Below are 25,580 nucleotides of genomic sequence, written 5' to 3' on the forward strand. Positions count from 1 at the left end.
GAGGCGGACTGTGAGTCTGCGTACGGCGCAGCGGGCTTCGCTCGTCGATCAGGTGATCGAGCAGCTGAAAGAGCAGATCACCTCAGGGTCGTGGCCGATGAACGGCAAGATCCCGACCGAGACCGCGCTCGCCGAGCAACTCGGGGTGGGCCGCAACACCGTCCGGGAGGCCGTACGCGCCCTCACACACGCCGGGCTGCTCGAGTGCCGTCAGGGCGACGGCACTTACGTGCGCGCGACGAGCGAGCTGTCCGGCGCGATGCTGCGGCGGCTGCGCCAGGCCGAGCAGCTGGAGATCCTCGAGGTACGCCGTGCGCTCGAGGTCGAGTCGGCCCGCCTGGCCGCCACCCGGCGCACGGATGAGGACATCCGGCGCATCGAGGAGGCGCTGGCCGAGCGGGAGCGGGCCTGGCAGCTCGACGACCCCGACTTCTTCGTCGAGGCCGACCTGGCCTTCCACATGGCGGTCGCGCACGCCACGCACAACCTCGTTCTCATCGACCTGTACGAGGACTTCTCGGCGGCACTGCGGGCCAGCATCACGGCCGCGGGCACGTCGCTGAACAAGAGCTACATCCCGCACGACGCCATCGCCAGGGCCATCGCGGCCGGCGACGCGACGGCGGCCGAGCGGGCCGGGCACGCCTGCATGGAGCACATCCTCATCGCGCTCACCGAGTCCGAATCCGAGTCCTGAGCCGTTCGCACGGGCGGAAGCTGCCGGGCGATGGCGCACATGGACAGAAGCCGGCGTGCGCACGAGGATCCCGATCTCGGGATGCTGGCCGGGCGCACGCTGTTCGCGCTGCAGCGCGCCCTGTTCGCCGAGCTGGCCGTGCAGGGGCATGACAAGCTGCGGCCCCGCCACGGCGCCGTGCTGGCCTATCTCGACGACTCCGGCACCCGGGCGACGGACCTGGCCGCCCGCTCGGGCCGGCACAAGCAGGTCATCGGCACGCTCGTGGACGAGCTGGTCGAGCTCGGTTACGTGGAACGGCGACGCGACCCCGCCGACCGGCGTGCCAAGCTGATCGTGCCCACCGGCAAGGGGCGCGACCTCATCGCCCGCTCGGACGCCATCCTCGCCGCCATGGAGGCGGCACACGCGCGGGCCGTGGGCGAGGAGGCGTACGCGGAGTTCAAGCGCGTCTTCCGGCTGGTCGCCGCACGTCAGACGGCGACCATGGCCGACGCGGGGACACAGGCCGCTCTCACACCTGACGCAGGGACATGACGAGGTAGCGGAACGCCGGGTTGGCGTCGCCCGGCACGTCCTGGATCAGCGCGGGCCTGGTGGGCGATTCGAGGTTGATGCGGGCCAGCTCGGTCTCGATGCCGGTGAGCCCGTCGAGCAGGAACTGCGACTGGAACGCGATCTGGATGTCGTCGCCGCGCAGCTCGCACGGCACCACCTCGGCGCCGCGCCCGATGTCGCCGCCGCTCGCCTGGACCAGCACCTGCCCCTGGCTGAACGACAGCCGCACCGCGGTGTTGCGCTCGGCCACCAGCGCCACCCGCTTGACCGCGTTGACGAACGTCGCCACCGGGACGTCGGCCCTGATCGACCAGTCGGTGGTCAGCCGGGAGCGGTAGTCGATGAACTGCTCGTCGAGCAGCCGCACGGTGGTCCTGCGCCCGACGCTCTCGAACCCGGCCACCCCGTCGCCCATCGCCACGGAGACCTCGCCGCCGCGCAGCGACTTGGCCACCTCGACCAGCACCCGGGCGGGCACCATCGCCGACACCGCGACGCCGGGGGCTGCGGGACGCCAGGTGAAGTCGCGGGCGGCGATGCGGTAACGGTCGGTCGCCGCCATGGTCACCGACTCACCCTCGATATCGACCCTGATGCCGGTGAGCATGGGCAGCGTGTCGTCGCGGCTCGCGGCCGGAGCCACCTGGCCGACCGCGGAGGCGAACACGCCACCGCCGATCGCGCCGATGGCCGGCGGCATGGCGGGCAGCGACGGGAAGTCTTCGACCGGCATCGTGATGAGGCCGAACTCCGCGCTGCCGCAGGTCAGCACCGCCTCCGTGCCCTCGGTGACCAGCTCGACGTCGTCGGCGGGCAGGCTGCGGGTGATTTCGGCCAGCAGCTTGCCGGGGATGAGCACCCGGCCCGCCTCGGACACGTGGGCGTCGACCTCGGCGCGCGCCGAGACGTCGTAGTCGAACGCGGACAGCGTCAGGAGGTCGTCCGTCGCCTCCAGCAGCAGCCCGGACAGGACGGGCACCACGGGGCGGCTCGGAAGAATGCGGGCCGCCCATGCCACAGCATCTGCCAGAACATCGCGGTTAACCCGGATTTTCACCTCATACCACCTCTTCTTCGCCGCCACCTGCCCTATGAAAATAGCCGGTGCCACCGACAACTCCGCCCGGGTCTGAGTAGCCCCTGAGATACGCGAGCGTGGCGACGACCTGCAGGTCCTAAGGGCTGAGGACCAGAGGGGAAGTGGGGGTGGCGGCCCCCTGCAACCGACAACTCCGCCCCGGTCCGAAGCGGCCCCCGAGGCACACGAGCACAGCGACGGCCTACAGCTCCCCCACGGCCGAGGACCAAAGGGAAGTAGAGGTGCGCCCGGCCCGAAAGGCCCCCGAAGCACACGAGCACAGCGAGGACCTGCAGGTCCGTGCGGGCTGAGGTCGAAGGAGGCGGGAGGCGCGCCGGCTCGTCCCGCCGGCGACTCGGTGCGACGGGATCGGCGGCGGTGGAAGGCGTGCAGGCAGGGTGGTCAGCGGCTGTTGAGGTAGGCCAGTACGGCGAGCACGCGGCGGTTGTCGTCGTCCGACGGGGCCAGGCCGAGCTTGGCGAAGATGGAGGCCGTGTGCTTGGCCACGGCGCTCTCGCTCAGGTAGAGCCGCTGGGAGATCGCCGCATTGGAGCGTCCTTCGGCCATGGCCTCCAGCACTTCGCGCTCGCGCGGCGTGAGGTGGTCGAGCGGCTGCCGCTTGGAGTTCTTGGCCAGCAGCTTGGCGATCACCTCGGGGTCCATGGCGGTGCCGCCGGCGGCGACCCGGCGTACGGCGTCGATGAACTGCTCGGCGTTGAAGACGCGATCCTTCAGCAGATAGCCGATCCCACCGGAGCCGTCGGCGAGGAGCTCGCGGGCGTAGAGCTGCTCGACGTGCTGGGACAGCACGAGGATGGGCAGGCCGGGCACCTGCCGCCGGGCCGCGAGCGCGGCCTGCAGGCCCTCGTCGGTGTGGGTGGGCGGCAGCCGTACGTCGACGATGGAGACGTCTGGACGCAGTTCGAGCAGGCCCTTGAGCAGCTCTGGCCCGCTCTCGACAGCGGCGACGACGGTGAAGCCGTGGGCCTGGAGCAGGTGGACGAGGCCGTCCCTCAGCAGGTAGAGGTCTTCTGCGACGAGAACGCGGTTCATGGAATCCAGGGATTGAGCGGCTTGGAGTAAAGCAGGAAGCGCTGGTTGTCGTGAGCGGCGGGGATGCGAATGGCCATGACGTGCATGACGACACCTAGCACGATCATGCCGATGATCGTCGGCCATTGCCACTGCGGCGGCAGGTAAAGGGCGAGGAACCACGCCTTCTCATCGATGTCGAAGATCTTGAAGATGGCGGCCACCACGCCCTGCGGGAAGGTGGGGCACCAGGCCGTGGCCCAGAGGAGCCCGACGACGATCATCTTCCACCTGGGCATCTTGCGGGTCGCGCTCTCGGGCTCCGGCAGCACGTGGGGCAGGTCCATGGTGACCGTGGTCGGGCCGCCGGGCGGGCTGTGCACGGCGAGCACGCCGTCGAACGCCGCCAGCCGCCGCTCGATGCCGGCCAGGCCGCTGCCCTTGGACGGGTCCGCGCCGCCCATGCCGTCGTCCATGACCGTGACGCGCAGGTGGGGGCCGTGGGCGCTGATGTCCACGGTGGCCTCCTGCGCGCCGCCGTGCCGGGCGGCGTTGGACAGCAGCTCGCTGATCGCGAAGTAGACCGCCGCCTCCACCGGCGGCTCGGCCCGCTTCGGCAGGTCCACGTCGACGGTGACGTGCAGCGGGCTGTCCATGGCGAGCGCGCGTACGGCGTCGGCCAGGCCGCGCTCGGCCAGCACCGGCGGGTGGATGCCGCGGATGACCCGGCGCAGCTCGGTGAGCGTCTCCGACGACGCCTCCCTGGCCTTGGCGAGCAGCGCCTTGGCCGCGGCCGGGTCGGTGTCCACGAGCTGCTCGACCGCGCCCAGCGTCATGCCGATGGCGACCAGCCTGGCCTGCGTGCCGTCGTGCAGGTCGCGCTCGATCCTGCGCATCTCGGCCGCCTGCGAGTCGGCGGCCAGATTGCGGGTGCGCCTGAGGTGGCCGACCTGGGCCGCCAGGCGGCTGGCGGCGGTGGCGCCGAGCAGCAGCCGGCACCAGCGGGCGTACAGACGCAGGCCGCGACCGGGAACCAGCAGCAGCGCCGGCAGCAGCAGCACCTTGACCAGCGGGTCGAGCAGCAGCCAGCTCTGGTCGCGCCACGTGCCGGGGTCGCTGACCAGCCACCGCCACCGGTTGTTCCACGCGGGCACGCGAGGGGTCTTGTAGAGCGTGCGATCGGAGCGGTACATGCCGTCGGCCTGCGGCACCGGAGGCGGGGGCGGCGGCAGGTAGGGCGACTCGACGGCGATGCCGGCATGCCGAGTGACCAGCCGCCGGTGCAGCTCGGCCATCCGCCTGACCATCATCACCTGCGGCGGGAACAGGAAGACCATGCCGAGCGCGAACGACAACAGCAGCAGCACGCCGCTCGCCACGATCATGGGCACCTGCACGGCACCGAGCGCCAGCAGCGCGGCGACGTGGCCGTACCTGTTGAGCATGACATCAGTCTGCGACAGCGGGCGGGGTCGCCACACTGCACCTAGGTACACCCTTGCCGGGCATCTAGCGAGATTCCGCGCGTGAGGTCGCGTTCCTAGCGTCGATGGCATGAAAGTCATCGAGGTCAGGAACCTGCGCAAGCAGTACCCCAACCACCTCGCGGTAGCCGACGTGTCGTTCGAGGTGGCCGAGGGCGAGATCTTCGGCATCCTCGGCCCCAACGGCGCCGGCAAGACCACGACCGTCGAGTGCGTCGCCGGGCTGCGCGAGCGCGACGGCGGCACCGTACGCGTGGCCGGGCTCGACCCGGCGACCGACCGCGACGAGCTGCGCCGCGTGCTGGGCATGCAGATCCAGAGCGCCGCGCTGCCGGAGAAGATCAAGGTGTGGGAGGCGCTCGACCTGTACGCCTCCTTCTACCCCGACCCGGCCGACTGGCGTGAGCTGCTTGAGCGGGTCGACCTCGGTCCCAAGCGCGACACCGCGTTCAAGAAGCTGTCCGGCGGTCAGCGGCAGCGGCTCTCGGTGGCGCTGGCCCTGGTGGGCCGGCCGCGCGTGGCCGTGCTGGACGAGCTGACGACCGGGCTCGACCCGCAGGCCCGCAGGGACACCTGGGAGCTGATCGAGCAGGTACGCACGTCCGGCGTGACGATCGTGCTGGTCACGCACTTCATGGAGGAGGCCGAACGGCTCTGCGACCGCATCGCGCTCATCGACGCGGGCCGGGTCGTCGCCACCGACACCCCAGCGGGGCTCATCGCGCAGGTGGGCGGCGAGCAGCGGCTGCGGTTCCGGCCGTCCGCGCCGGTCGACGACGCGCTGCTGCTGGCGCTGCCCGAGGTGCGCGAGGTGTCGAGGAGCGGCGAGCAGGTCGTCGTCACCGGCTCGGGCAACCTCGCGCCCGCCGTCACCCTCGCCCTGGCGCACCACCAGGTCGTCCCGGGAGACCTGCGGATCGAGCAGGCCACGCTGGACGACGCGTTCCTCGCGCTGACCGGAAGGAAGCTGTCATGAAGCTGCTCGTCACGGAGACCAAGCTGCACCTGCGCGAGTGGCCGCTGCTGCTGTTCACGGTCCTGCTGCCGCTCGCGCTGCTGGTCGTGCTGGGGCTCAGCATCCCCGACTTCACCCGGGCGGACGCGGGCGGCGAGCGGTTCGTGGACGCCCAGTGGCCGAGCATGATGACGCTGCTGTCGCTGCTCACGCTGTCGTGCAGCGCGCTGCCCGCGACCCTGGTCACCTACCGGGAGCAGGGCGTGCTCAGGCGGATGTCCACCACGCCGGTCGGGCCTGGGCGGCTGCTCGGCGTACAGCTGCTGATCAACCTCGGGATCGGGATCGTCACCACGACACTGCTGATCCTCACGGGGGCGCTGGTGTTCGGCTCGGCGGCGCCGCGCCACATGGGGTGGTTCGTGCTGGTGTTCCTGCTCGGCACCGCCGCGCTGCTCGCCATGGGGCTGGTCATCGCCTCGCTCGCGCCGAACGCCAAGGTCGCGCCCGGCATCGGGTCGGCCGTGATGTTCCCGCTGATGTTCATCGCCGGGATGTGGGTGCCGCGCGACGTCATGCCGGACGTGCTGCGCATGATCAGCGACTACTCGGTTGCCGGGCCGTTCGCCCAGGCGCTCAGGGACTGCTGGGCGGGACAGGCGCCGCAGCTCCTCCACCTGGTGGTGGTGGGCGCGGGGCTGATCGTCTTCGGGGGCCTGGCCGTACGGCTGTTCCGATGGGAGTGAGCCGCGCACCCGCCGGAGCAGGGGCGCGGCGGGGCGGGTCAGCGTCCGGTGGCCCACACCGGGCGCGCTCCCGTGACGTTGGTCAGCAGCGAGTACAGCGAGGTCGCCGCCGCGATGAACAGGTGGTTGCGCTTGAGCCCGCCGAACACCAGGTTCGCGGCCGGCTCGGGCAGCTTCAACCGGCCGAGCAGGGTGCCGTCGGGGTCGTAGCAGAGCACCGCCTTGCCGGCCGCCGTCCACACGCGGCCCTTGTTGTCGAGCCGCATGCCGTCGTACGAGTCCTGCTCGCCTCCTGCGGCGAACTCCTTGCCGCCGCCGAGCGTGCCGTCGTCCCGCACCTCGAACACGCGGATGTGCCTGCGCCTGGTGTCGGCCACGTACAGCAGCCGCTCGTCCGGCGAGAACGCGAGCCCGTTGGGCCGGTCGAAGTCGTCGGCCACGATCCGCACCTCGCCCGTCACCGGGTCGGCCCGGTAGACGTGGCAGCCGTCGATCTCCGGCTCGGCGGCCACGCCCTCGTAGTCGCTGAGGATGCCGTACGGGGGGTCGGTGAACCAGATGGAGCCGTCGGAGCGTACGACGACGTCGTTGGGGCTGTTGAAGCGCTTGCCCTGCCACCGGTCGGCGATCACCGTGACGGAGCCGTCGTGCTCGGTGCGGGTGACCCTGCGCGGGCCCTGCTCGCAGGAGATCAGCCGGCCCTCGCGGTCGAGCGTGTTGCCGTTGACGTAATGGGACGGCCGCCGGAACGGGCCCACCGCGCCGGTCATCTCGTCCCAGCGCAGCATGCGGTCGTTGGGGATGTCGCTCCAGACCAGGAACCGGCCGGCCGGGAAGTAGACCGGCCCCTCGCCCCAGCGGGTGCCCCTGTACAGGATCTCGATAGTCGTGTCGCCGCCGACCGCGGCCATGCGCTCGTCGAGCACCTCGAACTCAGTGGGGATCGTGTCCGTCATGGCGACCACCCTACGGGGGTCCGGCCCGCAGTCCCTGAAGTAATGTCGAGGTATGTCGAAGGTCGCCTGGAACACCAAGGAGCTGACCGTCGGGCAGCTCGCCGAACGTAGCGGCGTCGCGGTCTCCGCCCTGCACTTCTACGAGAGCAAGGGCCTCATCAGCAGCCGCCGCACCGCCGGCAACCAGCGACGTTACACGCGCGACACCCTGCGCAGGGTCGCGTTCATCAGGCTGGCGCAGCGCATCGGCATCCCGCTCAAGGTCATCAAGGACGCGCTCAGCGAGCTTCCCGACGAACGCACCCCCACCCGCGAGGACTGGGCCAGGCTGTCGGCCGCCTGGCGCAGCGAGCTGGACGACCGCATCGAGCAGCTCCAGCGGCTGCGCGACGACCTCACCGACTGCATCGGGTGCGGCTGCCTGTCGCTCGACCGGTGCCCGGTCGCCAACCCGTACGACCGGCTGGGCGACGAGGGGCCCGGCGCGCGGCGCATCGACACCCGGATCTGCCCACCGCCCCAGCGCCGGCCCTGCTGCGACACGGCGTCCTGAGCCTTGGCTTCGGCTACGCCTTCTTGGCGGGCGGAACGATGAGGGTCGGCCGGTGCGCGTGATGCAGCACGTGGTTGGAGACGCTGCCCAGCAGCACCGACCGCACACCGGCCAGACCGCGCGAGCCGGTGACGATCAGCGAGGCGTCGATCTCGTCGGCCACGTCCACGATCGTCTTCCAGATGGAGTCGTGGTCGGCCACCGCCCGGTAGGTGACGTCGGTGAGCCCGGACGCGATGGCCAGCTCGGCGCCCTCCTTGGCGTGGTGCTCCGCCTGGGCGTGCGCCTCGTCCTCGGTGCTGGTGTCGATGGAGCTCACGGCCAGCGGAAACTTCTTGAGCTGAACGAGCAGCGGCTCCCAGACGGTGACGATGACCGTGGGCTCGGCGGTGAGGTGCTTGGCGGCGAACTCGATCGCGGCGCGGGCGTCGGCCGAGCCGTCGTAGGCGACAAGGATGGTCATGGCTTGCTTCCCTTCGCTTCGGTCATCTCGTAGAGCACCGAAGCGATCATCGGCCATTCCTGAGCGGATTGTCTGTTCCGTCACAGAACGCCCGGCGTAAGAAGCGGGCCGCTCGCGTGTGCGCCCCCTTCGCCGCGCTCGAAGCGCGGGCGTCAGTGCTGGGCCATGTCCACGAATCGGCTGTAGTGGCCCTGGAAGGCGACCGTCACCGTGGCCGTGGGACCGTTACGGTGCTTGGCCACGATCAGGTCCGCCTCACCCGCCCGCGGCGACTCCGGCTCGTACGCGTCCTCCCGGTGCAACAGGATGACCATGTCGGCGTCCTGTTCGATCGATCCCGATTCGCGAAGGTCGCTCACCTGTGGGCGCTTGTCGGTGCGCTGCTCGGGGCCTCGGTTGAGCTGGGAGATCGCGATGACCGGCACCTCCAGCTCCTTGGCCAGCAGCTTGATGGCACGCGAGATCTCGGAGACCTCGTTCTGGCGGCTTTCGACCTTCTTCGGCGAGCTCATCAGCTGGAGGTAGTCGATGACCACGAACCGCAGGTCGTTGCGCTGCTTGAGGCGGCGGCACTTGGCGCGGATCTCCATCATCGACATGTTGGGCGAGTCGTCGATGAACAGCGGCGCCTCGGCCACCTCGCTCATCCTGCGGGCCAGGCGGGTCCAGTCTTCGTCGCCCATCATGCCGGAGCGCATGTGGTGGAGCGCGACGCGGGCCTCGGCGGAGAGCAGGCGCATGACGATCTCGTTGCGGGACATCTCCAGCGAGAAGATGACCGTGGTCATGCCGTGCTTGATCGCCGCGGACCTGGCGAAGTCGAGGCCGAGCGTGGAGTTGTGGGTGGGGATCAGCGTACGGCCGGCGAGATAGAGGTGGTCGGCGTTGTCGACCTCCACGCACCGCACCGGCACCGACGGCACCGGGCGGACGCCGGTGATCGTGCGGTGGAGGGTATCGGCGGCGGTGTCGATGTGGACGTTGGCGTCGCTGCGCCGGAACACCTTGTCAGGCGGCGTGAACGTGATCGTGTGGCCGGTGCCTGCCTCGTCTGCGGACACCGAGTAGCCCAGGCCGTGGATCAGCTCGCGGACGTCACCGGCCAGGTCGGCGTCGGCGAGGGTGAGCCGGATCGTGCCGGTGTCGTCGATGGTGGCGGCGGCGTCGAGCAGGCCCGCCAGGAGCGCCCTGCGCTGCTCCTCCGACGCCCGCAGGTACGCCCCGGGAATGCGCCCGCACGGCTCCGCCTGGGCCTGCGCGCCCAGCGAACCGCCGTCCGCGCCACACGCGCCAAACGCGCCACAGGCGCCGAAAACGCCCGGAGCGGTCTCCGCGCCGGAGGCATCCAGAGCGGCATCCACGCCGGAGGCGCCCGGAGCGATCTTCGCGCCGGAGGCGCCGAAGGCCGTGGCGAGGTGGGTGCCCAGCTCGTACGGGGGCGTCGGCAGGTCGCGATCCGGCAGCTCCAGGGGGCGGGTGTTGGCGACGGAGTGGCCGGTGTGCACGGTGGCGGCGATCTCCTCCGTCGTACGGACCCGAGCCGGCCCCCGTCATCGGCGGTGAGCCACTGGTGGAGCGCGTCGGCCACGATCACCGTGCCGTCGCTGAACTCCACCTCGTAACAGGGCCGCCCGTGCAACACCTCGGTGGCCGCGACGACCGTGGTGGGCCGCCCGTCGGCGCCGATGAGCAGGTCGCCCACCTGGACCTCGCCCATCGTCGTCCAGCCCGACGGGGTGGGCAGCGGCGTGTCGAGCGCGAGGGCCTTGCCGATGGCGGGCCGCGCGGCGACGACGATCATCTGGCCGGGGTGCAGGCCGTTGGTGAGCTGGTCGAGGTCGGCGAAGCCGGTGGGGACACCGACCATCTGGCCGCCGCGGCTGCCGATGGCCTCCAGCTCGTCGAGCGCGCCGGGCATGATCTCCGACAGCGGCGCGTAGTCCTCGGAGGTGCGCCGCTCGGTGACCTTGTAGATCTCCGCCTGGGCACGGTCGACGAGGTCGTCGACCTCTTCGTTCTGGCCGCCGTAGCCGTAGGAGACGATGCGGGTGCCGGCCTCGATGAGGCGGCGCAGGACGGCCTGCTCCCGGACGATCTTGGCGTAGTAGCCGGCGTTGGCGGCCGTGGGGACGACGGCGGTCAGCGTGTGAAGGTAGGCCGCGCCGCCCACTCGGGCCATCTCGCCGCGCTTTTGCAGCTCGTCGAAGACGGTGACGGCGTCGGCGGGCTCGCCCCGGCCGTACAGCTCGGTGATGACGTCGTAGATGATCTGATGAGCCGGACGATAGAAGTCGTCGGAGCGCAGGATCTCCACGACGTCGGCGATGGCGTCCTTCGACAGCAGCATGCCGCCCAGGACCGACTGCTCCGCCTCGATGTTGTGAGGAGGTGTGCGCTCGAATCCAGGACCGCCGACGGCCTCGTCGTCAATGCTCACCGCGCCCCCTCGTGCAACTCGCAGGTGGTCGCACCACCCCCACTTGTAGTCGACCGGTGTGACAGTTTCGCGGAGTCCGGGTCGCTCGGCAACGTGGCCTGTGGACAACCCTGTGGTCAACCTGTGTACGACTGGCCTGAGGATGTGAACGGCCTGTGGACGGGGCTGGGGATAACTGTTTCAGATATCCACCGAAGCCCCTCTGAGCAGGGCGAACGGTGTCCACTGGCTGTGGAGAAAAGAAAGTTGGCCTCACACGCCGTGTAATGTCCATAATGGACAAATGCCCATTACATCCAGAGACCGGGAGATTCTCCGACTCGCCGTGCCCGCGTTCGGCGCACTCGTCGCCGAACCGCTCTTCCTGCTCGCCGACTATGCCATCGTCGGCCACGGCCTGGGCACCACGGCGGTCGGCGCTCTGGGCGTGGCGGGCACCGTACTGACGACGCTGGTGAACCTGTGCGTCTTCCTCGCCTACGGCACGACCGCGCAGGTGGCGCGGCAGACCGGCGCGGGCGAGCACGCGCGGGCCATGCGCAGCGGTGTGGACGGCATCTGGCTGGCCATCGGCCTCGGCGTGGCGCTGATCGCGGCGTGCTGGCCGCTCGCGCCGGAGATCGTGAGCTGGTTCGGCGCGAGCGGTACGCAGGCCGCGCAGGCGGTGACGTACCTGCGGATCAGCCTGCTCGGCACGCCCGCGATGCTGGTCGTGCTTGCCGGCACCGGCGTGCTGCGCGGCCTGCAGGACACGGTGACGCCGCTGGTGGTGGCCGTGGGGTCGTTCGCCGCGAACGCCGCGCTGAACGCCTGGTTCGTGCTGGGGCTCGGCTGGGGCATCGCGGGGTCGGCGTGGGGCACGGTGATCGCGCAGAGCGGGGGCGCGGCCGTCTACCTCGTCGTCGTCGCGCGCGGCGCGCTGCGGCACCACACCCCGCTCACCCCGTCATTCCAGGGGATCAGGCAGGCGGGCACGGCGGGCGTCGCCCTGTTCATCCGTACCGTATGCCTGCGCATCGTGCTGCTCGCCGCCACCGCGATCGCCACCAGGATGGGCGAGGCCGAGCTGGCCGCGTACGCGCTGGCCACACAGGTCTGGACGCTGCTCGCGTTCGCCCTCGACGCCATCGCGATCGCCGGGCAGGCCATCACCGGACGCTCGCTGGGCGCCGGCGACGTGCCGGCCACCAGGGACGCCACTCGCCGCATGGTCCAGTGGGGCCTGTGGTCGGGCGCGCTGCTCGGCCTGCTGGTGATCGCGGCAAGACCGCTGGTGCCGGGGCTGTTCGACGCCGAGCCCGCGGTGGCCGGGCTGCTGCTCGACCTGCTGTGGCCGGTGGCGCTCTTCCAGCCGATCTGCGGGATCGTGTTCGTGCTCGACGGCGTGCTCATAGGCGCGGGCGACCAGCGCTACCTGGCGTGGGCCGGGGTGTGGACGACGCTGGCGTACCTGCCGGCCGCCCTGCTGGCCTCGGGGATCGGTGTGGTCGCACTGTGGTGTGCGCTCGGCGTGTGGATGGTGGCACGCCTGGTCACCCTCGTACGCCGCGCGGCCGGCACCGCCTGGCTGGTAACCGGCGCGTAACCGGATTGTGCTTGCTGTTACCGAAGGGGTGGAGCAGAGTAGGCGCATTCCCTGAGCGGGGTGTGCTTTGTCCACGATTCTGCGAAGACTGCCGCCTTCTGAGGCCACCGGACTGCGTACGGGCGCCCGGCACAGCCTTGCCGAGGTGTACCGGCCGGCCGACCTGGTCGTGCTCGGACTCGGCGTGATGATCGGCGCGGGCATCTTCAGCATCGCCGGTGAGCAGGCCGCGACCACGGCGGGCCCCGGCGTGATCCTGTCCTTCATGATCGCCGGCATCGCCTGCATGCTGGCCTGCCTGTGCTACGCGGAGCTGGCCTCGACGATGCCGACGTCGGGCAGCGCCTACACGTTCACGTACGTCATCTTCGGCGAGGTCTGGGCGTGGATCATCGGCTGGGCGCTGATCCTGGAGCTACAGCTCGCCGCCGCGCTGGTGGCCAGGGCGTGGGGCGCGATCGCGGTCGGCGCGATCGGCAACTTCGGCATCCGCGTCCCGAACGCCGAGCTGGTCCAGGACATCCTCGTGTTCGTCATCCTCGTGCTGCTCACCGGCATTGTGGCGCTGGGGGCGCGGGTGGGGCTGCGGGCACTGTGGATCATGGTGGCGGCGAAGCTGCTGGCCATCGGCGCGGTCATCGCCGTCGGCCTGCCGCACATCGACCCGGCCAACTTCGGCGGCTTCGTCGTACCGCCCAAGACCCTCGACACCCCGCCCGCCACCGTGCTGGAGACCCTCATCGGGGAGGGGCAGGCGTTCGGCTGGTTCGGCATCTTCGCCGCGGCCTCGGCGATCGCGTTCGCGTACGTCGGGTTCGACATCGTCGCCACCTCGGCCGAGGAGACCGTGAACCCGCGCGAGGCCGTGCCCAAAGGCATGATCCGCAGCCTGGTCATCACCACCGTCATCTACATCGCGGTCGGCCTGGTCATGGTCGGCATGGTGCCGTACACCAAGATCTCCGAGGAGGCGCCGCTGGCCAGCGCGTTCCAGGCGGCGGGGCTCGGCTGGATGGCCCACGTCATCGACGCGGGAGCGGTGCTCGGGCTCACCACCGTGATCCTCGTGCTGATCGTGGGACAGACGCGGGTGCTGTTCTCGATGGCGCGCGACGGGCTGATCCCGCGCGGGCTGGCCAAGGTCAGCCGCCGCTACCACACGCCGTCACGGGTGACGCTGGTCATCGGGCTCATCGCGATCGTGCTGGCGGAGTTCGTCCCCGTGGTGCCGCTGCGCGAGCTCGTGGTGATGGGGACGCTGTTCGCGTTCGCATTCGTGGCGGCCGGCGTGATCGTGATGCGCCGCCGCATGCCGGACCTGGAGCGCGGCTTCCGGGTGCCGCTCGCGCCGCTGCTGCCCGCGCTGTCGCTGTTCGCCACGCTCTGGCTGATGGTCAACCTGCGCCTGCTCACCTGGGCGTGGTTCGTGCTGTGGATGGCCTTCGGCCTGCTCGTCTACCTCGTGTACGGCCGCCGCAACAGCCTCCTCGCCCGCCCGCGCACCGAGCCGTTGAGGCCCGCCCACGGCGGCCGCCACCGCCGCTAGAACCGGCCCGACTCCAGCACGCTGCGCAGGAACTCGCGCGTCCGCGGATGCTCGGGCTCGCTGAAGATCTTCTCCGGCGGGCCCTTCTCCAGGAGCACGCCGCCGTCCAGGAAGCACACGGTGTCGGAGATGTCCCGGCAGAACGACATCTCGTGCGTCGTGAGGATCATCGTCATGCCCGACTCCTTGAGCTCCCTGATGATCCCCAGCACCTCGACCACGAGCTGCGGGTCGAGCGCCGAGGTGACCTCGTCGAGCAGCATCAGCCTGGGCTGCGTGGCCAGCGCCCTGATGATGGCCACACGCTGCTGCTGGCCGCCGGAGAGCTGGTCGGGGTAGGCGCGGGCCTTGTCGGCCAGCCCGAAGCGTTTCAGCAGCTCATGCGCCTGCTCCTCGGCCTGCGCCTTGGCCACGCCGTGCACCTGCCGGGGCGCGAGCGTGACGTTGTCGAGCACGGTCATGTGCGGGAACAGGTTGAACGCCTGGAACACCATGCCGAGCCGCTTGCGCACCTGGTCGGCGTCCACCCGGGGGTCGGTGATCTCGTCGCCGTCGAGGTAGATGGCGCCGTCGTCCACCGTCTCCAGCAGGTTGATGCAGCGCAGCAGCGTGGACTTGCCGGAACCGGACGCGCCGATGAGGCTCACCACCTCGTGCGGCGCCACCTCCAGGTCGATGCCACGCAGCACGCTGTTGCCGCGGAAGTGCTTCCACACGCCCTCGATCGTCAGGACGCTCATGCGCCGCGCCTCCTGCGGGTGCGTGCGGCCAGATGGTCGGTGAACCTGGCCATGGGGATCGTGAGCAGGATGAACAGCAGGGCCGCCACCAGGTAGGGCGTGTAGTTGAAGCTCTGGGCGCTGTGGATCTGCGCCTGCCTGAGCGCCTCCAGCGGCCCGATCGTGGCCACCAGCGCCGAGTCCTTCTGCAACGAGGCGAAGTCGTTGAGCAGCGGCGGGATGACCCGGCGGGTGGCCTGCGGCACGACCACGAACCTCATCGTCTTGGCGTGGCTCAGCCCCAGCGAGCGCGCCGCCGCGATCTGGCTCGGGTGCACCGACTCGATGCCCGCCCTGAACACCTCGGCCACGTACGCGCCGTACGAGAGCGTCAGCGCGATGATGCCCAGCGTCGCGAGGTCCGTCGGGATGCCCTGCAGCCGCAGCGCCGGCAGTCCGAACCCGATCAGGTAGATGACGAGGATCGTCGGCACGCCCCTGAACACGTCGGTGTAGAGCGTGGCCAGCATCCTGATCGGGAAGAACGCGGGCGCGGTGATGCCCCTGGCCAGCGCGACCAGGAGCCCGATCACCAGGACCAGCACCTCGGCGATCAGGAAGATCTTGATGTTGAGCACGAACCCGCTCAGCACGTCGGGTATCGCCGCGACGAACTGCTCACCGTCGAAGAACGTCCTGCGCACGGCCGGCCAGCCGGGCGAGCTGGTGACGCCCCAGACCACCAGCACCAGGAAGACGACCGTCGACGCCGTCGCGATCGAGGCCGAGCGGCGGCCGTGCGACCTGCGGACACGCTCCCGCTCGACCTGCCGCTCAGACTTGACCCACTCGCTCATTTCAGCTCGGGCGCGCCCGCCGCCGAGCCCAGCCACTGCTCCTCGATCTTGGCCAGGTCGCCCTTGGACTTCAGCGCGTCGATGGCCTTGTCCACGCACGGCTTGAGCGCGCTGCCCTTGGCCATGACCAGGCCGAACTCCTCAGGCGTGTCGCCCGACGAGCCGAACTGGCCGACGATCGTGGAGTTCTCCACCTGCGCGGCGGTGACGTAGAACGCCGTCGGCAGGTCCACCACGACCGCGTCCACCTGCTTGTTCTTCAGCGCGTTCACGACGTCGATCTGGTCGTTGTAGACGTTCGGGTCCGCGGACGGCTTGATGACGTTCTTGACCGCGTTGAACGAGGTCGTCCCGACCTGTACGCCGATCTTCGCGTCCTTCAGCTCGGCCAGGCTCTTCGCCTTGGCGAACTTGCCGTCCTCGGCCGCCACCACGGCCTGCTTGACCGTGTAGTAGCCCTTACTGAAGTCGACCGCCTGGGCCCGCTCCGGGGTGATCGAGACCTGGTTGATGTCGAAGTCGAAGGTCTTCTCGCCCGGCGCGTACGCGTTGTCGAACTTGACCGTCGTCCACTGCACCTCGTCGCGGTCGAAGCCCAGCTCCCCCGCCACCGCGAACGCGACCGCGCTCTCGAAGCCCTGCCCGTTGCTCGGGTCGTCGTCCTTGAACCACGGCTCATAGGCGGGCTTGTCGGTGCCGATGGTGAGCTTGCCCGGCGTCTTCAGCGCGAGCTGGTCCTTGGTGCACGCGGTGGAGGTGGTGGGGGCCGCGACGCTCGCCGTGTCGTCGACCGGGGCGCACGCGACGGTCGCCGCCGCCAGTGCTCCGAGTGCGAGCAGCATCGAGGGACGGGCCATGGCCTCTGCCTCCAGGGGGAACGTGCGAAAGATCGAGGCGATTCTACGCTGCTCGTATCGGAAATCCGCCCCCAGGGTGCCGCCCACCACCCCAATCCCGGCACCCCACCGCCCCGCAGCCGACCGGCACAAGACCGGACCCCGCGGCATCGGGGGTGACGCACGGCATCGCGAACGTGACACGCAGGATCGCGGGTGACGTGAGGTGGCGCGAGGTGGCGTGGGCCGGGCCTCAAAGCGGCCGGGCCAGCGCGCGGAGATCGAGCGGCGCGGTAAGACCGGCGCGGGGCCGAGTGGTGCGGGGGCGAGTGGTGCGGGGGCGAGTGGCGCGGGGGCGAGTGGCGCGGGGGCGAGTGGTGCGGGGCGGGAGCCGTTCGTACGAAGAAGGGTGGGAAAACAGAAGGGCCCCCTGAGAAGGGGGCCCGCTGCTTGCTGAAGGTCAGCCCGCGACGACCTCGACGTCGACCGACGCGGAGACCTCCGGGTGGAGCTTGACCGTCACCCGGTGGGAGCCGACGCTCTTGATCGGGTTGGGGATCTCGATGCGGCGGCGGTCGAGCTCGGGACCGCCGGCGGCCTTGACGGCCTCGACGATGTCGCCCGAGGTGACCGAGCCGAACAGCCGGCCCGACTCACCGGCACGGGTGGCCAGGCGCACGCGCAGCGCGCCGAGCTGGCCGGCGACCTCCTTGGCGGTGCCGAGGTCGCGGATCTCGCGCGCGTCGCGCGCCTTGCGGATGGCCTCGATCTGCTTCTCGGCGCCGCGCGTCCAGCGCATGGCGTAGCCGCGCGGGATGAGGTAGTTACGGCCGTAGCCGTCCTTGACCTCCACGACGTCGCCGGGGGTGCCGAGGCCGGAGACCTCGTTGGTGAGGATGAGCTTCATGTCGACGAACCTCCCTTAGCGCGCCGTGCTCGTGTAAGGCAGCAGGGCCACCTCACGGGCATTCTTGATCGCCGTCGCCACGTCGCGCTGGTGCTGGGTGCAGTTGCCCGTCACCCGGCGCGCACGGATCTTGCCGCGGTCGGAGATGAACTTCCGCAGCAGGGCCGTGTCCTTGTAGTCGACGTAGGAGATCTTGTCGTGGCAGAACAGGCAAACCTTCTTCTTCGGCTTGCGCAGTGCCGGCTTAGCCATCGTGGTGCTCCTTTCAGAGCCCCGCCGTCAAAGCGGGAATGGACTCGGGCTTGTGGACAGGTTTAGAAAGGCGGTTCGTCGCTGAAGTCGTTGCCGCCGCCGAAGCCACCGCCGCCCTGCGGGCCGCCGAAGCCGCCGCCACCGCCCTGGTAGCCGCCGCCCTGAGGCGGGGCGGGCGTCGCGGAGGCCCAGGGGTCATCGACCGGACCGCCGCCGAAGCCGCCGCCGCCCTGACGGGAGGTGCGGTTGACCTTGGCGGTCGCGTTACGCAGGGACGGGCCGACCTCGTCGACCTCGACCTCGTAGACCGTGCGCTTCTCGCCTTCCTTGGTCTCGTAGGACCGTTGCTTGAGCCGCCCCTGCACGATGACCCGCATGCCGCGCTGAAGGCTCTCGGCGACGTTCTCCGCCGCCTGCCGCCAGACGTTGCAGGTCAGAAAGAGGCTTTCGCCATCCTTCCACTCGTTGGTCTGCCGATCCATGTACCGCGGAGTGGACGCGATGCGGAATCGAGCCACCGCTTGCCCCGTCGGGGTGAAGCGCAGCTCCGGGTCGTCGACGAGGTTGCCGACGATGGTGATTACGGTGTCGCCTGCTGCCATGGCTAGCGCTCGCCTTCCTGCACGCCTTCGCTTGGGTTACGGCTCAGAGTACGGGGCTTCCCCGACAAAAAACCGGAGGTTAGTGCACGTCCGGACGCAGGACCTTGGTGCGCAGGACACCCTCGTTGAGGTTGAGCTGGCGGTCGAGCTCCTTGACCGTCGCGGGGTTCGCGGACAGGTCGATGACGGCGTAAATGCCCTCGGACTTCTTGTCGATGTCGTACGCGAGCCGGCGGCGACCCCACACGTCGACCTTCTCCACGGTGCCGCCGTCGTTGCGGACCACGGAGAGGAACTGGTCGAGGGACGGAGCGACGGTGCGCTCATCGAGCGAAGGGTCCAGGATGACCATTACTTCGTAACGACGCATGCGGACTCCTACCTCCTCTGGACTTTTGCGGTCACGACGCTCTGCCGTGACAGGAGGACGCTGACGCCTGAGCCCGGCGGGCCCCTTTCGGCACCCCGGGGCGACGAGTCACCCGTCGCAGCGCAGCGTGCCCCAGGTTACCAGCCGCTGCTCGATGGGAAGGCCCTATGGAAACCAAGGGGGTGGTGGCTGTGCCACAAGTGCTTCAGCCCTCCGACAGGGAGCGCTTCAGGTTCACGCTCAACACCGACGGACGTCCGCATCGCGCCGAGAACACCTTCGCGATCATCACGCTCGTGTGCGGCGTGGTGGCATTCGTCGCGACGTTCTGGCCCTCGGCGCACGTGATCTCGTCGTGGTTCGGCACGCTCGGTTTCGGCGTGGGCCTGTACTCGCAGTACATCTCGGCGACCACGCCGCAGCGCTCGCTCAACGTGGTGGGTCTCGTCGGGTCGTTCGTGGGAGCCGCGCTCGGCATCGCTCACGGCGGCTTCCTCCCGAACCCCTGACCCCGCGCGCACGAGCGGACGGCCCCGGGCGTACGCGCTCCGGGGCCGTTCCGTATCTGCTCTGTAGAGAAACGATCTGCTCTGTAGGGAAACGGCCGAGATCAACCGATGTGCAGGTCGATGCCGAGGAGCACCAGGAACCACAGGAAGACCGCGAGCAGCGCCTCGGCGACGTCCCTCAGCAGTCCCGGCGTAATGTAGTCGTGGACCCAGGCGACGTAAAGGCCGACGACGACGTAGACGGCGACGATCAGCGCGCGTAAGCGCCAGCGGCTCATGGGGGACTCCTCGTGTCGGGGGCCTCCCGGCTGCCCTGGGGCACACCGGCCAAACCCGGCCGCCTCCCGCTCGGGCGGCGGATAGCCTTACCGCATGGTGCGAATCGGAGCTCACGTCGATCAGGACGATCCCGCCGCCAGGGGCGCCGAGGTGGGGGCCGAGGTGGTGCAGTTCTTCCTCGGCGACCCGCAGGGCTACGACAAGCCGGTGCTGCCCGCCAAGCCGGTCGAGGGCGTCGACATCTACATCCACGCCCCGTACCTGATCAACGTGGCGACGACCAACAACCGCATCAGGATCCCCAGCCGCAAGCTGCTGGAGCAGCACCTCAAGGCGGCGGCGAGCCTCGGCGCCAAGGGCCTGGTCGTGCACGGCGGCCACGTCAACAAGAACGACGACCCGCAGGCGGGCTTCGACAACTGGCGCAAGGTGTTCGAGCGCATGGAGTGCCCGATCCCCGTGCTGATCGAGAACACCGCGGGCGGCGGCAACGCGATGGCGCGCAAGCTGGAGCGCATCGCGCGGCTGTGGGACGCGCTCGACGGGTTCGACGTGGGCTTCTGCCTCGACACCTGCCACGCGCACGCGGGCGGCGAGGAGCTGGTCGACGTGGTCGAGCGGGTCAAGGCCATCACCGGCCGCATCGACCTCGTCCACTGCAACGACTCGCGCGACGACTTCGGCTCCGGCGCGGACCGCCACGCCAACATCGGCCAGGGCAAGATCGACCCCGAGCTGATCCTGGCGGTGTGCCGGGCGGCGGGCGCGCCGATCGTGGTGGAGACGCCGCGCGAGGGCCAGGCCGAGGACATCGCGTTCCTGAGGAAGAACCTCTAGCGAACGTTCCTGAGGAAAAACCTTCAGCGAATACACACAGGCTGTGGATAACTTCCCTGGATTACCCAGAGAAGAAAGTGGGTAAGAAGATCAGCCCGCCCACGCGCCGCTGAGGAATCTGGCCGTGTTGACCAGCATCAACGGCCCAGAGATCAACACGTAGAGCGCCATCAGCCAGGGGCGGCGGGCCGACACCCGGGCGAGCAGCACCCACAGCGGGAACCACAGCAGCAGCGAGCGCGGGATCGACAGGTAGTACGCCGACGTCATCAGCGCCGCCGCCTGCCCGCCCGCGTACACCGCCTCGCTCCACCTGCGCAGCACGAGCAGCCAGATGAGCGCGGCCACGACCACCACGGCTCCGGCGATCTCCATGCGGAACGCCACCGCGAAGTCGTCGGAGCCCATCGCCGAGCGCCAGGTCGTCCGCCACGCCTCCCACGGCCAGGCGAAGTCGCGCCCCCAGCCGGCCTCCTGCGCGTGCTTCCACGCCAGCCAGTCGCCGGTCCTGCGGTACTGGTAGAACGAGTACGCCGCCAGCGGCAGGAACGGCACCGCCAGCCAGGCGGCCCGGCGCACCGGCTCCCTGCGCACCACGTACTCCACGACGAGCGCCACGGCGAGGAACAACCCGGTGATGCGCACGCACGACGCGCCCGCCGCCAGCAGTGCCGCCGCCGGCCAGCGGCCCTGGCGGGCGGCCAGCCAGGCCGGGATCGCGAAGGCCAGGAAGAGCGACTCGCTGTAGCCGGCGGCCAGGAACACCGCCATGGGGAAGGCCAGCAGTCCCAGCACCGCCATCCACCCAGGGGCGCCCTCGACCTCGGCGAGCCGGGCCAGCGCCACCATGGCGACCGCGCCGGAGACCAGCGAGACCAGCAGCCCGGCCGCCGCCCAGTCGGGCACGACGAGGTGCACCAGCCGCAGCGCCATCGGCAGCCCGGGGAAGAACGCGGGCAGGCCGTCGTCGGGCGGCCTGCCGGGCTCGCCGTCGTAGCCGTACTCGGCGATGGTGACGAACAGCGTGGTGTCCCACTTGCGCCACTTGTCGGCGTATCCGGCCAGGGTGGTGCCGAGCAGGGTGGCCACCAGCAGCCCGGCACGCGAGCCGAACCAGAGCAGCAGCGCGTCCCGTGCGGCAGACCGCGTGATCATCTGACCAGGGACGCCAAGGTGAACCGGTCAGGGGCGCCGTCGAACACGCCGCCCGTCTGGTCGTCGGCTCCCGCCGCGCGCACCACGTCCTTGTCGGGCTTGAGAATGTCGCGCACGACGAACGCCATCATGATGGCGATGGTGATGATCCGCCCCCACACGGCGGTGAAGTACGTGTCGTCGCCGATGCCCAGGTCCTCACGCCCCAGCGGCGGCTGCGAGAGCAGGTAGAGCCAGATCGCCACGAAGTACCACACCTCGGCGAGCTGCCACAGCGCGAGCGGCTTCCAGTTGGGCCTGGCCAGCACCGCGAACGGCACCAGCCACAGCACGAACTGCGGCGACCAGACCTTGTTGGTCATCATGAACGCGGCCAGCGCGAGGAAGCAGATCTGAGCCAGCCGGGGCCGGCGCGGCGCGGCCAGCGTCAGCACCGCGATGCCCAGGCACAGAATGGCCAGGGAGAGCATGCCGAGCGTGCTCACGTCGGTATCGCCGAGGATCGGCCAGCCCTTGGTCTGGAAGAACAGCCACGGCGAGCCCCAGTCGACCCCGCGCTCCTGGGAGAAGACGTAGAAGCGGCGCCAGCCGTCCCACGCGAAGATCATGAAGGGCAGGTTGACGAGGAGCCAGGCCGCCGCCGCCGCGCCCAGCGTCTCCAGGAACGGCCGCCATCGGCCGGAGCGCCACGCCAGCAGGAACAGCGCGCCGACGAACATCAGCGGATAGAACTTCGTCGCGATCGCGAGCCCGAGCAGCACGCCGGCGAGCACCTGCCGCTCGCGCTTCCACGCCAGCAGCATGCCCATGGACAGCACGCCGGCGACCAGGTCCCAGTTGATGTACGCGGCCAGCACCACGGCCGGGGAGATCGCGTACCAGAGGGGGTCCCAGCGCCTGAGCGGGCCGGCCACCGCCGCCATGAGCAGCACCCCGCCCACCAGGCAGAGGCCGAGCAGGATCACGGTCAGGTCGTAGAAGCGCACCGCCTGGGTGACCGTGTCGGGGGACAGCGCGCGGGCGATCCAGCTCATGACCTGCATGACCTCGCCCAGCACCACCGGGTATTCGACCTGCTTGTCGAACGGCACCGCGGCGAAGTAGGGGTTCTCCCTGTCGAGGGCGCGGTCGAAGTACAGGGGGTAGATGTCGGTGTAGCAGAAGTTCGTGTACGTGGTGACCTGGTCGTTCCAGCCGCCCGTACGGCACGGCAGGCGCACCACGTACGCGAGGCTCGCCCCCAGGGCCGCGATGAGCCCCAGGGGCAGGTACGGCACGGCACGCGCCACCCACGGGGCGCGTGCCTCGGTCGCTGGCTGCGTCACCGGCCGCGTCACTGGTCCTCGTGCCTGGCGGGTGCGGGCCGGGCGCCGCTCGGCCTGGCGTGCGGCACCGCCCCGCCCCCTGCGGTGTCCACGTCGCTGTCGGGCAGGCCGAGCTGGTCGCTGTCGTCCATCCCGGTGTCGACGTCGCCCTCGGGGAGGGTCGGGCCCTCGTCGACGTCGCAGTTGACCAGGCAGTCCTGGTTCTGGTCGCCGAACGGGTCGCCGGTGTCGAGCGGCTCGTCGTCGGCCTCGGGCGTCGGGGTCGGCGTGGGCGTCGGGCTCGGCACGATGTTCTCCGGCGTGCCGACCTCGGCCCGCTCGGGGAACTTCTCGATCGGCAGGCCCTCGTGGGCGAGCTGCATGAACTTCTGCCAGACGATCGTGGGCGGGCCCGCGCCTTCGAAGCCCAGGGAGACCTCCTTGACCCTGGTGTACGGGTTGTTCGGGCCGTACTTCTTGCTGCCCTTGCGGTAGATCGGGCAGTTGGAGTGCTCGGGCGGGACGACCTTGCCGGTCTTCGTCACGCACTGCTCGCGGTAGAAGCCGACCGCCGTGGAGATCTGCGGCGTGTAGCCGACGAACCAGGCTTCCTTCTCGTCGTTGTTGGTGCCGGTCTTGCCGGCCGCCGGGCGGGCGCCGAGGCCCTTGCCGGCGGCGGTGCCGGACTTGAGCACCTCCTGCATGGCGACCGTCGCGTCCGCGGCGACGTCCTCGTCGATGACCCGCTTGCTCGGGGCCATCTCAGGGTAGACGACCTTGCCGTCGCGGTCCTTGACCTGCTGCACCACGTGGTAGGGGGTGTACTTGCCGCCGTTGGCGAAGATGGAGTAGCCGGCCGCCTGCTCCACCGGCGTCACCAGAGCGCTGCCGATGGCGAACTGGTACTGGTGCTCCTCGACGTCCTGATCCATGCGCTTTTCGTTGAAGCCGGCTTCCTTGACGAGGTTCTTGACGTCGTCGAGCTTGTTGGGCAGCGCGTAGGCCATCGACACGTACGCCGTGTTCACCGACTGCGCCGTGGCCTTGATCACATCGACGGCGGTGCCCACGTTGTGGCTGTTCCTGAAGCCGCCCACTTGCTGGCCCGGCAGTTCCTTGGGCACCGTCTCGTTGCCCGGCACGTAGCTCTTGAGCGAGTAGCCCGCCTGCAGCCAGGCCGCCAGCACGTACGGCTTGAACGCCGACGCGGCCTGCTTGGTCGACTGGAAGGGCTCGTTCCACGGGTCGGTGACGAAGTCGTCGCCACCGTAGAAGGCCAGCACGCGTCCGTTCTTCGGGTTCACCGCGGCCAGGCCGGCGTGGAACTCCGTGGACATGTTGTAGGCCTTCATCGTCTCCTTGACCGCGGTCTTCGCATGCAGCATGAGCTTTCTGTCGAAGGTGGAGATGATCTTGAAGCCACCGCTCCTGACCTTGTCGCGGGTCAGGCCGCGGCCCTCGAGCTCCTTCAGCACCTGCTCGACCATGTAGCCCCTGAGCCCGCCCATCTCGTTGTCGGACACCTTCGCCCGGGTCTTGGGGAACTTCGCGGTCTTCGGCAGGTTCCCGTACTTCTCGGGCCACTGCTCCGCCATGTACTGGATGACGGTCTTCCAGCGCGCCTTGAGCGCGGGCGCGTCGTGGTCCCAGCTCGGCCGCTGGATGCGCGCGGCGAGGTAGGCGCCCTGCTCGGGGGTGAGGTTCTTGGCGTGGACGTTCTTGCCGGGGAAGTACGCCTTCGCGGCGGCCTCGACGCCGTAGGCGCGGCCGAAGTTGATGGTGTTGAGGTAGTTCTGGAGGATCTGTTCCTTGGTCAGCTCCTCGTCGAGCTTGACCGCGACCATGATCTCCATGACCTTACGCTTGATCGACACTTCCTGGCTGAGGCCGTCGTAGTAGTTACGGGCCATCTGCTGGGTGATCGTCGAGGCGCCCTGGAGCTGCTGGCCGCTGACCGTGCTCCACAGCGAGCGGATCATGCCGGTGATGGAGATGCCGGAGTCTTCCCAGAACGTCTTGTTCTCGATCGCGATGGCGGCGTCCTTGACGGTGTCGGCCATCTCGGTGATCGGGACGCTCTCACGCTTGAAGCCGAGCGTGGCGATCGGCCTCTTGCCGTCGCGGTAGTAGATGGTGCTCTGCTCGGCGATCGCCTGGGCCTGAGCCTCGTCGGGCACGGGCGTGTTGGCGTACGCCACCATGATCATGCCGAAGACGCCGGCCGCGAGCACCACGACGCCGGCCACGACCATCTTCCAGCTCGGCAGGAACCTGCGCCAGCCGCCGCGACCGCCGCCGCCTCTTTTGACCGGCGGCTCGGGCGGCTCCGACGGCGGGCCGGAGGAGCCGCGGCGGCGCGAGCGCCGGGGGCCGTCGCTGACGATCGTCTCCTCGTGGCTCGCCGCGCGCGTGTCGTGGCGGGCGCGGGAACGCGCCGGCGGCCGGTCGCCGCGCTCCTGCGCGAAGTCGCCGCGCGCGTGCGCGTAGTCGCCGCGCCGTTCGTCGCCGCGCGCGTGCGCGTAGTCGCCACGCCGTTCGTCGCCGCGCGCGTGCGCATAGTCGCCACGCCGTTCATATCCGCCCCGCTGGGGGCGCTCACCACGCTCACGGGCGTAATCGGCCCTCGCCCGTCTGGGTGGCGGAGGGTCGTCGTCGAACGACGGCGCGGCCATGGCGCCGGTCTGCTCATAGGCGGCTTCAGGACGACGCGGCTGCTGCGCAGCACTCCAACCCGGCTCGCCGGTTTGCGGAGGAGAACCCGGGGGCACAGAACGGGATGAGCTGGAGCGACGGCGCCTTCCCGGGCGTGCCGTCCCCTCATTCATGCTGTTACTCACACGTCCTCGCAACCTTGTTCGGAACA

The 25,580-nt window shown here is 69.9% G+C and carries 25 protein-coding genes and 1 pseudogene; 9 read left to right on the forward strand and 17 right to left on the reverse strand.

The genetic code is table 11. The annotated features are described in order from the left end of the window. Nucleotides 1-10: 10 nt before the first annotated feature. Nucleotides 11-697: a FadR/GntR family transcriptional regulator gene (locus ACFMQL_RS13565; RefSeq protein ID WP_364064503.1), complete on the forward strand. Its 687-nt coding sequence runs from the start codon at nt 11-13 to the stop codon at nt 695-697. A gap of 39 nt (nt 698-736) precedes the next feature. Next, on the forward strand, nt 737-1,234 hold the full coding sequence (locus ACFMQL_RS13570; protein WP_364064506.1) for a MarR family winged helix-turn-helix transcriptional regulator: 498 nt from the start codon (nt 737-739) through the stop codon (nt 1,232-1,234). Here the strand turns inward: ACFMQL_RS13570 and dnaN are convergent. The 3 genes from dnaN to ACFMQL_RS13585 all read right to left on the reverse strand — a co-directional run bounded on the left by dnaN (nt 1,212) and on the right by ACFMQL_RS13585 (nt 4,810). Further along, nucleotides 1,212-2,312 (reverse strand): DNA polymerase III subunit beta, encoded by a 1,101-nt coding sequence (dnaN, locus tag ACFMQL_RS13575; RefSeq protein WP_364064509.1) that lies wholly within the window; start codon nt 2,310-2,312, stop codon nt 1,212-1,214. The two genes, ACFMQL_RS13570 and dnaN, sit on opposite strands and share 23 nt — an antisense overlap. A gap of 423 nt (nt 2,313-2,735) precedes the next feature. Further along, nucleotides 2,736-3,386, reverse strand: a complete 651-nt coding sequence (locus ACFMQL_RS13580; protein ID WP_364064512.1) for a response regulator transcription factor — start codon at nt 3,384-3,386, stop codon at nt 2,736-2,738. Beyond that, nucleotides 3,383-4,810, reverse strand: coding sequence for a histidine kinase (locus tag ACFMQL_RS13585; protein ID WP_364064515.1), 1,428 nt, complete (start codon nt 4,808-4,810; stop codon nt 3,383-3,385). The genes ACFMQL_RS13580 and ACFMQL_RS13585 overlap by 4 nt, the downstream gene beginning before the upstream one ends. Before the next feature lie 109 nt (nt 4,811-4,919). Between ACFMQL_RS13585 and ACFMQL_RS13590 the strand changes: the two genes are divergently transcribed. Both ACFMQL_RS13590 and ACFMQL_RS13595 read left to right on the forward strand, forming a co-directional pair. Further along, entirely contained in the window at nt 4,920-5,825 is a 906-nt protein-coding gene (locus ACFMQL_RS13590; protein ID WP_378785833.1) for an ABC transporter ATP-binding protein, read from the forward strand. Then, entirely contained in the window at nt 5,822-6,550 is a 729-nt protein-coding gene (locus tag ACFMQL_RS13595) for an ABC transporter permease (RefSeq protein ID WP_378785834.1), read from the forward strand. Before ACFMQL_RS13590 ends, ACFMQL_RS13595 begins: the two co-directional genes overlap by 4 nt. A gap of 38 nt (nt 6,551-6,588) precedes the next feature. Here ACFMQL_RS13595 and ACFMQL_RS13600 read toward each other — a convergent pair whose 3' ends face one another. Beyond that, nucleotides 6,589-7,506, reverse strand: coding sequence for an SMP-30/gluconolactonase/LRE family protein (locus ACFMQL_RS13600; protein ID WP_378785835.1), 918 nt, complete (start codon nt 7,504-7,506; stop codon nt 6,589-6,591). Nucleotides 7,507-7,558: 52 nt separating this feature from the next. Here ACFMQL_RS13600 and soxR point away from each other — a divergent pair, with 52 nt between their 5' ends. Beyond that, nucleotides 7,559-8,059 carry a redox-sensitive transcriptional activator SoxR gene (soxR, locus tag ACFMQL_RS13605; protein WP_364064523.1) on the forward strand — a complete coding sequence of 167 codons (501 nt, stop codon included), beginning with the start codon at nt 7,559-7,561 and terminating at the stop codon, nt 8,057-8,059. Between the two features lie 13 nt (nt 8,060-8,072). Here the strand turns inward: soxR and ACFMQL_RS13610 are convergent, their stop codons facing one another. Both ACFMQL_RS13610 and dnaB read right to left on the reverse strand, forming a co-directional pair. After that, the gene (locus ACFMQL_RS13610) at nt 8,073-8,522 is read right to left on the reverse strand and encodes a universal stress protein (RefSeq protein ID WP_364064526.1); all 450 of its coding nucleotides are present in this window, start codon (nt 8,520-8,522) and stop codon (nt 8,073-8,075) included. A 152-nt stretch (nt 8,523-8,674) separates the two neighbouring features. After that, a pseudogene (gene dnaB, locus ACFMQL_RS13615) lies at nt 8,675-10,959 on the reverse strand (replicative DNA helicase). Nucleotides 10,960-11,242: 283 nt separating this feature from the next. On the opposite strand from dnaB, the gene ACFMQL_RS13620 reads away from it, so the two are divergent. Both ACFMQL_RS13620 and ACFMQL_RS13625 read left to right on the forward strand, forming a co-directional pair. Beyond that, a complete protein-coding gene (locus ACFMQL_RS13620; RefSeq protein WP_364064532.1) occupies nt 11,243-12,544 on the forward strand; it encodes an MATE family efflux transporter in 1,302 nt (433 codons plus the stop codon). A gap of 145 nt (nt 12,545-12,689) precedes the next feature. Further along, entirely contained in the window at nt 12,690-14,090 is a 1,401-nt protein-coding gene (locus ACFMQL_RS13625; protein WP_378785836.1) for an APC family permease, read from the forward strand. Here the strand turns inward: ACFMQL_RS13625 and ACFMQL_RS13630 are convergent. The 7 genes from ACFMQL_RS13630 to rpsF all read right to left on the reverse strand — a co-directional run bounded on the left by ACFMQL_RS13630 (nt 14,087) and on the right by rpsF (nt 18,633). After that, a complete protein-coding gene (locus ACFMQL_RS13630; RefSeq protein ID WP_364064538.1) occupies nt 14,087-14,830 on the reverse strand; it encodes an amino acid ABC transporter ATP-binding protein in 744 nt (247 codons plus the stop codon). The two genes, ACFMQL_RS13625 and ACFMQL_RS13630, sit on opposite strands and share 4 nt — an antisense overlap. After that, nucleotides 14,827-15,666, reverse strand: coding sequence for an amino acid ABC transporter permease (locus ACFMQL_RS13635; RefSeq protein ID WP_364064541.1), 840 nt, complete (start codon nt 15,664-15,666; stop codon nt 14,827-14,829). Before ACFMQL_RS13635 ends, ACFMQL_RS13630 begins: the two co-directional genes overlap by 4 nt. Beyond that, nucleotides 15,663-16,523, reverse strand: coding sequence for an ABC transporter substrate-binding protein (locus ACFMQL_RS13640; protein ID WP_364064544.1), 861 nt, complete (start codon nt 16,521-16,523; stop codon nt 15,663-15,665). Before ACFMQL_RS13640 ends, ACFMQL_RS13635 begins: the two co-directional genes overlap by 4 nt. Before the next feature lie 439 nt (nt 16,524-16,962). Beyond that, a complete protein-coding gene (rplI, locus tag ACFMQL_RS13645) occupies nt 16,963-17,409 on the reverse strand; it encodes a 50S ribosomal protein L9 (RefSeq protein ID WP_364064547.1) in 447 nt (148 codons plus the stop codon). A gap of 15 nt (nt 17,410-17,424) precedes the next feature. Beyond that, nucleotides 17,425-17,661, reverse strand: coding sequence for a 30S ribosomal protein S18 (rpsR, locus tag ACFMQL_RS13650; protein WP_020543048.1), 237 nt, complete (start codon nt 17,659-17,661; stop codon nt 17,425-17,427). A 62-nt stretch (nt 17,662-17,723) separates the two neighbouring features. Then, nucleotides 17,724-18,263: a single-stranded DNA-binding protein gene (locus tag ACFMQL_RS13655; protein WP_364064549.1), complete on the reverse strand. Its 540-nt coding sequence runs from the start codon at nt 18,261-18,263 to the stop codon at nt 17,724-17,726. A 79-nt stretch (nt 18,264-18,342) separates the two neighbouring features. Continuing rightward, nucleotides 18,343-18,633: a 30S ribosomal protein S6 gene (gene rpsF / locus ACFMQL_RS13660; RefSeq protein ID WP_364064552.1), complete on the reverse strand. Its 291-nt coding sequence runs from the start codon at nt 18,631-18,633 to the stop codon at nt 18,343-18,345. A 191-nt stretch (nt 18,634-18,824) separates the two neighbouring features. Between rpsF and ACFMQL_RS13665 the strand changes: the two genes are divergently transcribed. Next, nucleotides 18,825-19,142 (forward strand): hypothetical protein, encoded by a 318-nt coding sequence (locus ACFMQL_RS13665; RefSeq protein ID WP_364064554.1) that lies wholly within the window; start codon nt 18,825-18,827, stop codon nt 19,140-19,142. Nucleotides 19,143-19,243: 101 nt separating this feature from the next. Here the strand turns inward: ACFMQL_RS13665 and ACFMQL_RS13670 are convergent, their stop codons facing one another. After that, entirely contained in the window at nt 19,244-19,420 is a 177-nt protein-coding gene (locus tag ACFMQL_RS13670; protein ID WP_364064556.1) for a hypothetical protein, read from the reverse strand. A gap of 94 nt (nt 19,421-19,514) precedes the next feature. Here ACFMQL_RS13670 and ACFMQL_RS13675 point away from each other — a divergent pair, with 94 nt between their 5' ends. Next, complete coding sequence (locus ACFMQL_RS13675; protein ID WP_364064559.1) at nt 19,515-20,258, forward strand: deoxyribonuclease IV; 744 nt, start codon at nt 19,515-19,517, stop codon at nt 20,256-20,258. A gap of 90 nt (nt 20,259-20,348) precedes the next feature. Here ACFMQL_RS13675 and ACFMQL_RS13680 read toward each other — a convergent pair whose 3' ends face one another. From ACFMQL_RS13680 to ACFMQL_RS13690, 3 genes are read right to left on the reverse strand one after another with little or no spacing between them, the layout of a single operon-like run. After that, a complete protein-coding gene (locus tag ACFMQL_RS13680) occupies nt 20,349-21,413 on the reverse strand; it encodes a mannosyltransferase family protein (RefSeq protein ID WP_364064561.1) in 1,065 nt (354 codons plus the stop codon). Further along, entirely contained in the window at nt 21,410-22,738 is a 1,329-nt protein-coding gene (locus ACFMQL_RS13685) for a glycosyltransferase 87 family protein (protein WP_364064563.1), read from the reverse strand. The genes ACFMQL_RS13680 and ACFMQL_RS13685 overlap by 4 nt, the downstream gene beginning before the upstream one ends. An 8-nt stretch (nt 22,739-22,746) precedes the next feature. Further along, nucleotides 22,747-25,389: a transglycosylase domain-containing protein gene (locus ACFMQL_RS13690; RefSeq protein ID WP_364064566.1), complete on the reverse strand. Its 2,643-nt coding sequence runs from the start codon at nt 25,387-25,389 to the stop codon at nt 22,747-22,749. Nucleotides 25,390-25,580: the final 191 nt, after the last annotated feature.

It is taken from the genome of Nonomuraea fastidiosa (assembly GCF_042751225.1).
GTDB classification, from domain to species: Bacteria; Actinomycetota; Actinomycetes; order Streptosporangiales; family Streptosporangiaceae; genus Nonomuraea; species Nonomuraea fastidiosa.

What these genes read in the sequence shown, in the direction of transcription:
- ACFMQL_RS13570 (WP_364064506.1), top strand. Translation starts at nt 737, where the DNA reads ATGGACAGAAGCCGGCGTGCGCACGAGGATCCCGATCTCGGGATGCTG.
- ACFMQL_RS13580 (WP_364064512.1), bottom strand. Translation starts at nt 3,386, where the DNA reads ATGAACCGCGTTCTCGTCGCAGAAGACCTCTACCTGCTGAGGGACGGC.
- ACFMQL_RS13585 (WP_364064515.1), bottom strand. Translation starts at nt 4,810, where the DNA reads ATGCTCAACAGGTACGGCCACGTCGCCGCGCTGCTGGCGCTCGGTGCC.
- ACFMQL_RS13590 (WP_378785833.1), top strand. Translation starts at nt 4,920, where the DNA reads ATGAAAGTCATCGAGGTCAGGAACCTGCGCAAGCAGTACCCCAACCAC.
- ACFMQL_RS13595 (WP_378785834.1), top strand. Translation starts at nt 5,822, where the DNA reads ATGAAGCTGCTCGTCACGGAGACCAAGCTGCACCTGCGCGAGTGGCCG.
- ACFMQL_RS13600 (WP_378785835.1), bottom strand. Translation starts at nt 7,506, where the DNA reads ATGACGGACACGATCCCCACTGAGTTCGAGGTGCTCGACGAGCGCATG.
- soxR (WP_364064523.1), top strand. Translation starts at nt 7,559, where the DNA reads ATGTCGAAGGTCGCCTGGAACACCAAGGAGCTGACCGTCGGGCAGCTC.
- ACFMQL_RS13610 (WP_364064526.1), bottom strand. Translation starts at nt 8,522, where the DNA reads ATGACCATCCTTGTCGCCTACGACGGCTCGGCCGACGCCCGCGCCGCG.
- ACFMQL_RS13620 (WP_364064532.1), top strand. Translation starts at nt 11,243, where the DNA reads ATGCCCATTACATCCAGAGACCGGGAGATTCTCCGACTCGCCGTGCCC.
- ACFMQL_RS13630 (WP_364064538.1), bottom strand. Translation starts at nt 14,830, where the DNA reads ATGAGCGTCCTGACGATCGAGGGCGTGTGGAAGCACTTCCGCGGCAAC.
- ACFMQL_RS13635 (WP_364064541.1), bottom strand. Translation starts at nt 15,666, where the DNA reads ATGAGCGAGTGGGTCAAGTCTGAGCGGCAGGTCGAGCGGGAGCGTGTC.
- ACFMQL_RS13640 (WP_364064544.1), bottom strand. Translation starts at nt 16,523, where the DNA reads ATGGCCCGTCCCTCGATGCTGCTCGCACTCGGAGCACTGGCGGCGGCG.
- rplI (WP_364064547.1), bottom strand. Translation starts at nt 17,409, where the DNA reads ATGAAGCTCATCCTCACCAACGAGGTCTCCGGCCTCGGCACCCCCGGC.
- rpsR (WP_020543048.1), bottom strand. Translation starts at nt 17,661, where the DNA reads ATGGCTAAGCCGGCACTGCGCAAGCCGAAGAAGAAGGTTTGCCTGTTC.
- ACFMQL_RS13655 (WP_364064549.1), bottom strand. Translation starts at nt 18,263, where the DNA reads ATGGCAGCAGGCGACACCGTAATCACCATCGTCGGCAACCTCGTCGAC.
- rpsF (WP_364064552.1), bottom strand. Translation starts at nt 18,633, where the DNA reads ATGCGTCGTTACGAAGTAATGGTCATCCTGGACCCTTCGCTCGATGAG.
- ACFMQL_RS13670 (WP_364064556.1), bottom strand. Translation starts at nt 19,420, where the DNA reads ATGAGCCGCTGGCGCTTACGCGCGCTGATCGTCGCCGTCTACGTCGTC.
- ACFMQL_RS13675 (WP_364064559.1), top strand. Translation starts at nt 19,515, where the DNA reads ATGGTGCGAATCGGAGCTCACGTCGATCAGGACGATCCCGCCGCCAGG.
- ACFMQL_RS13680 (WP_364064561.1), bottom strand. Translation starts at nt 21,413, where the DNA reads ATGATCACGCGGTCTGCCGCACGGGACGCGCTGCTGCTCTGGTTCGGC.
- ACFMQL_RS13690 (WP_364064566.1), bottom strand. Translation starts at nt 25,389, where the DNA reads ATGGCCGCGCCGTCGTTCGACGACGACCCTCCGCCACCCAGACGGGCG.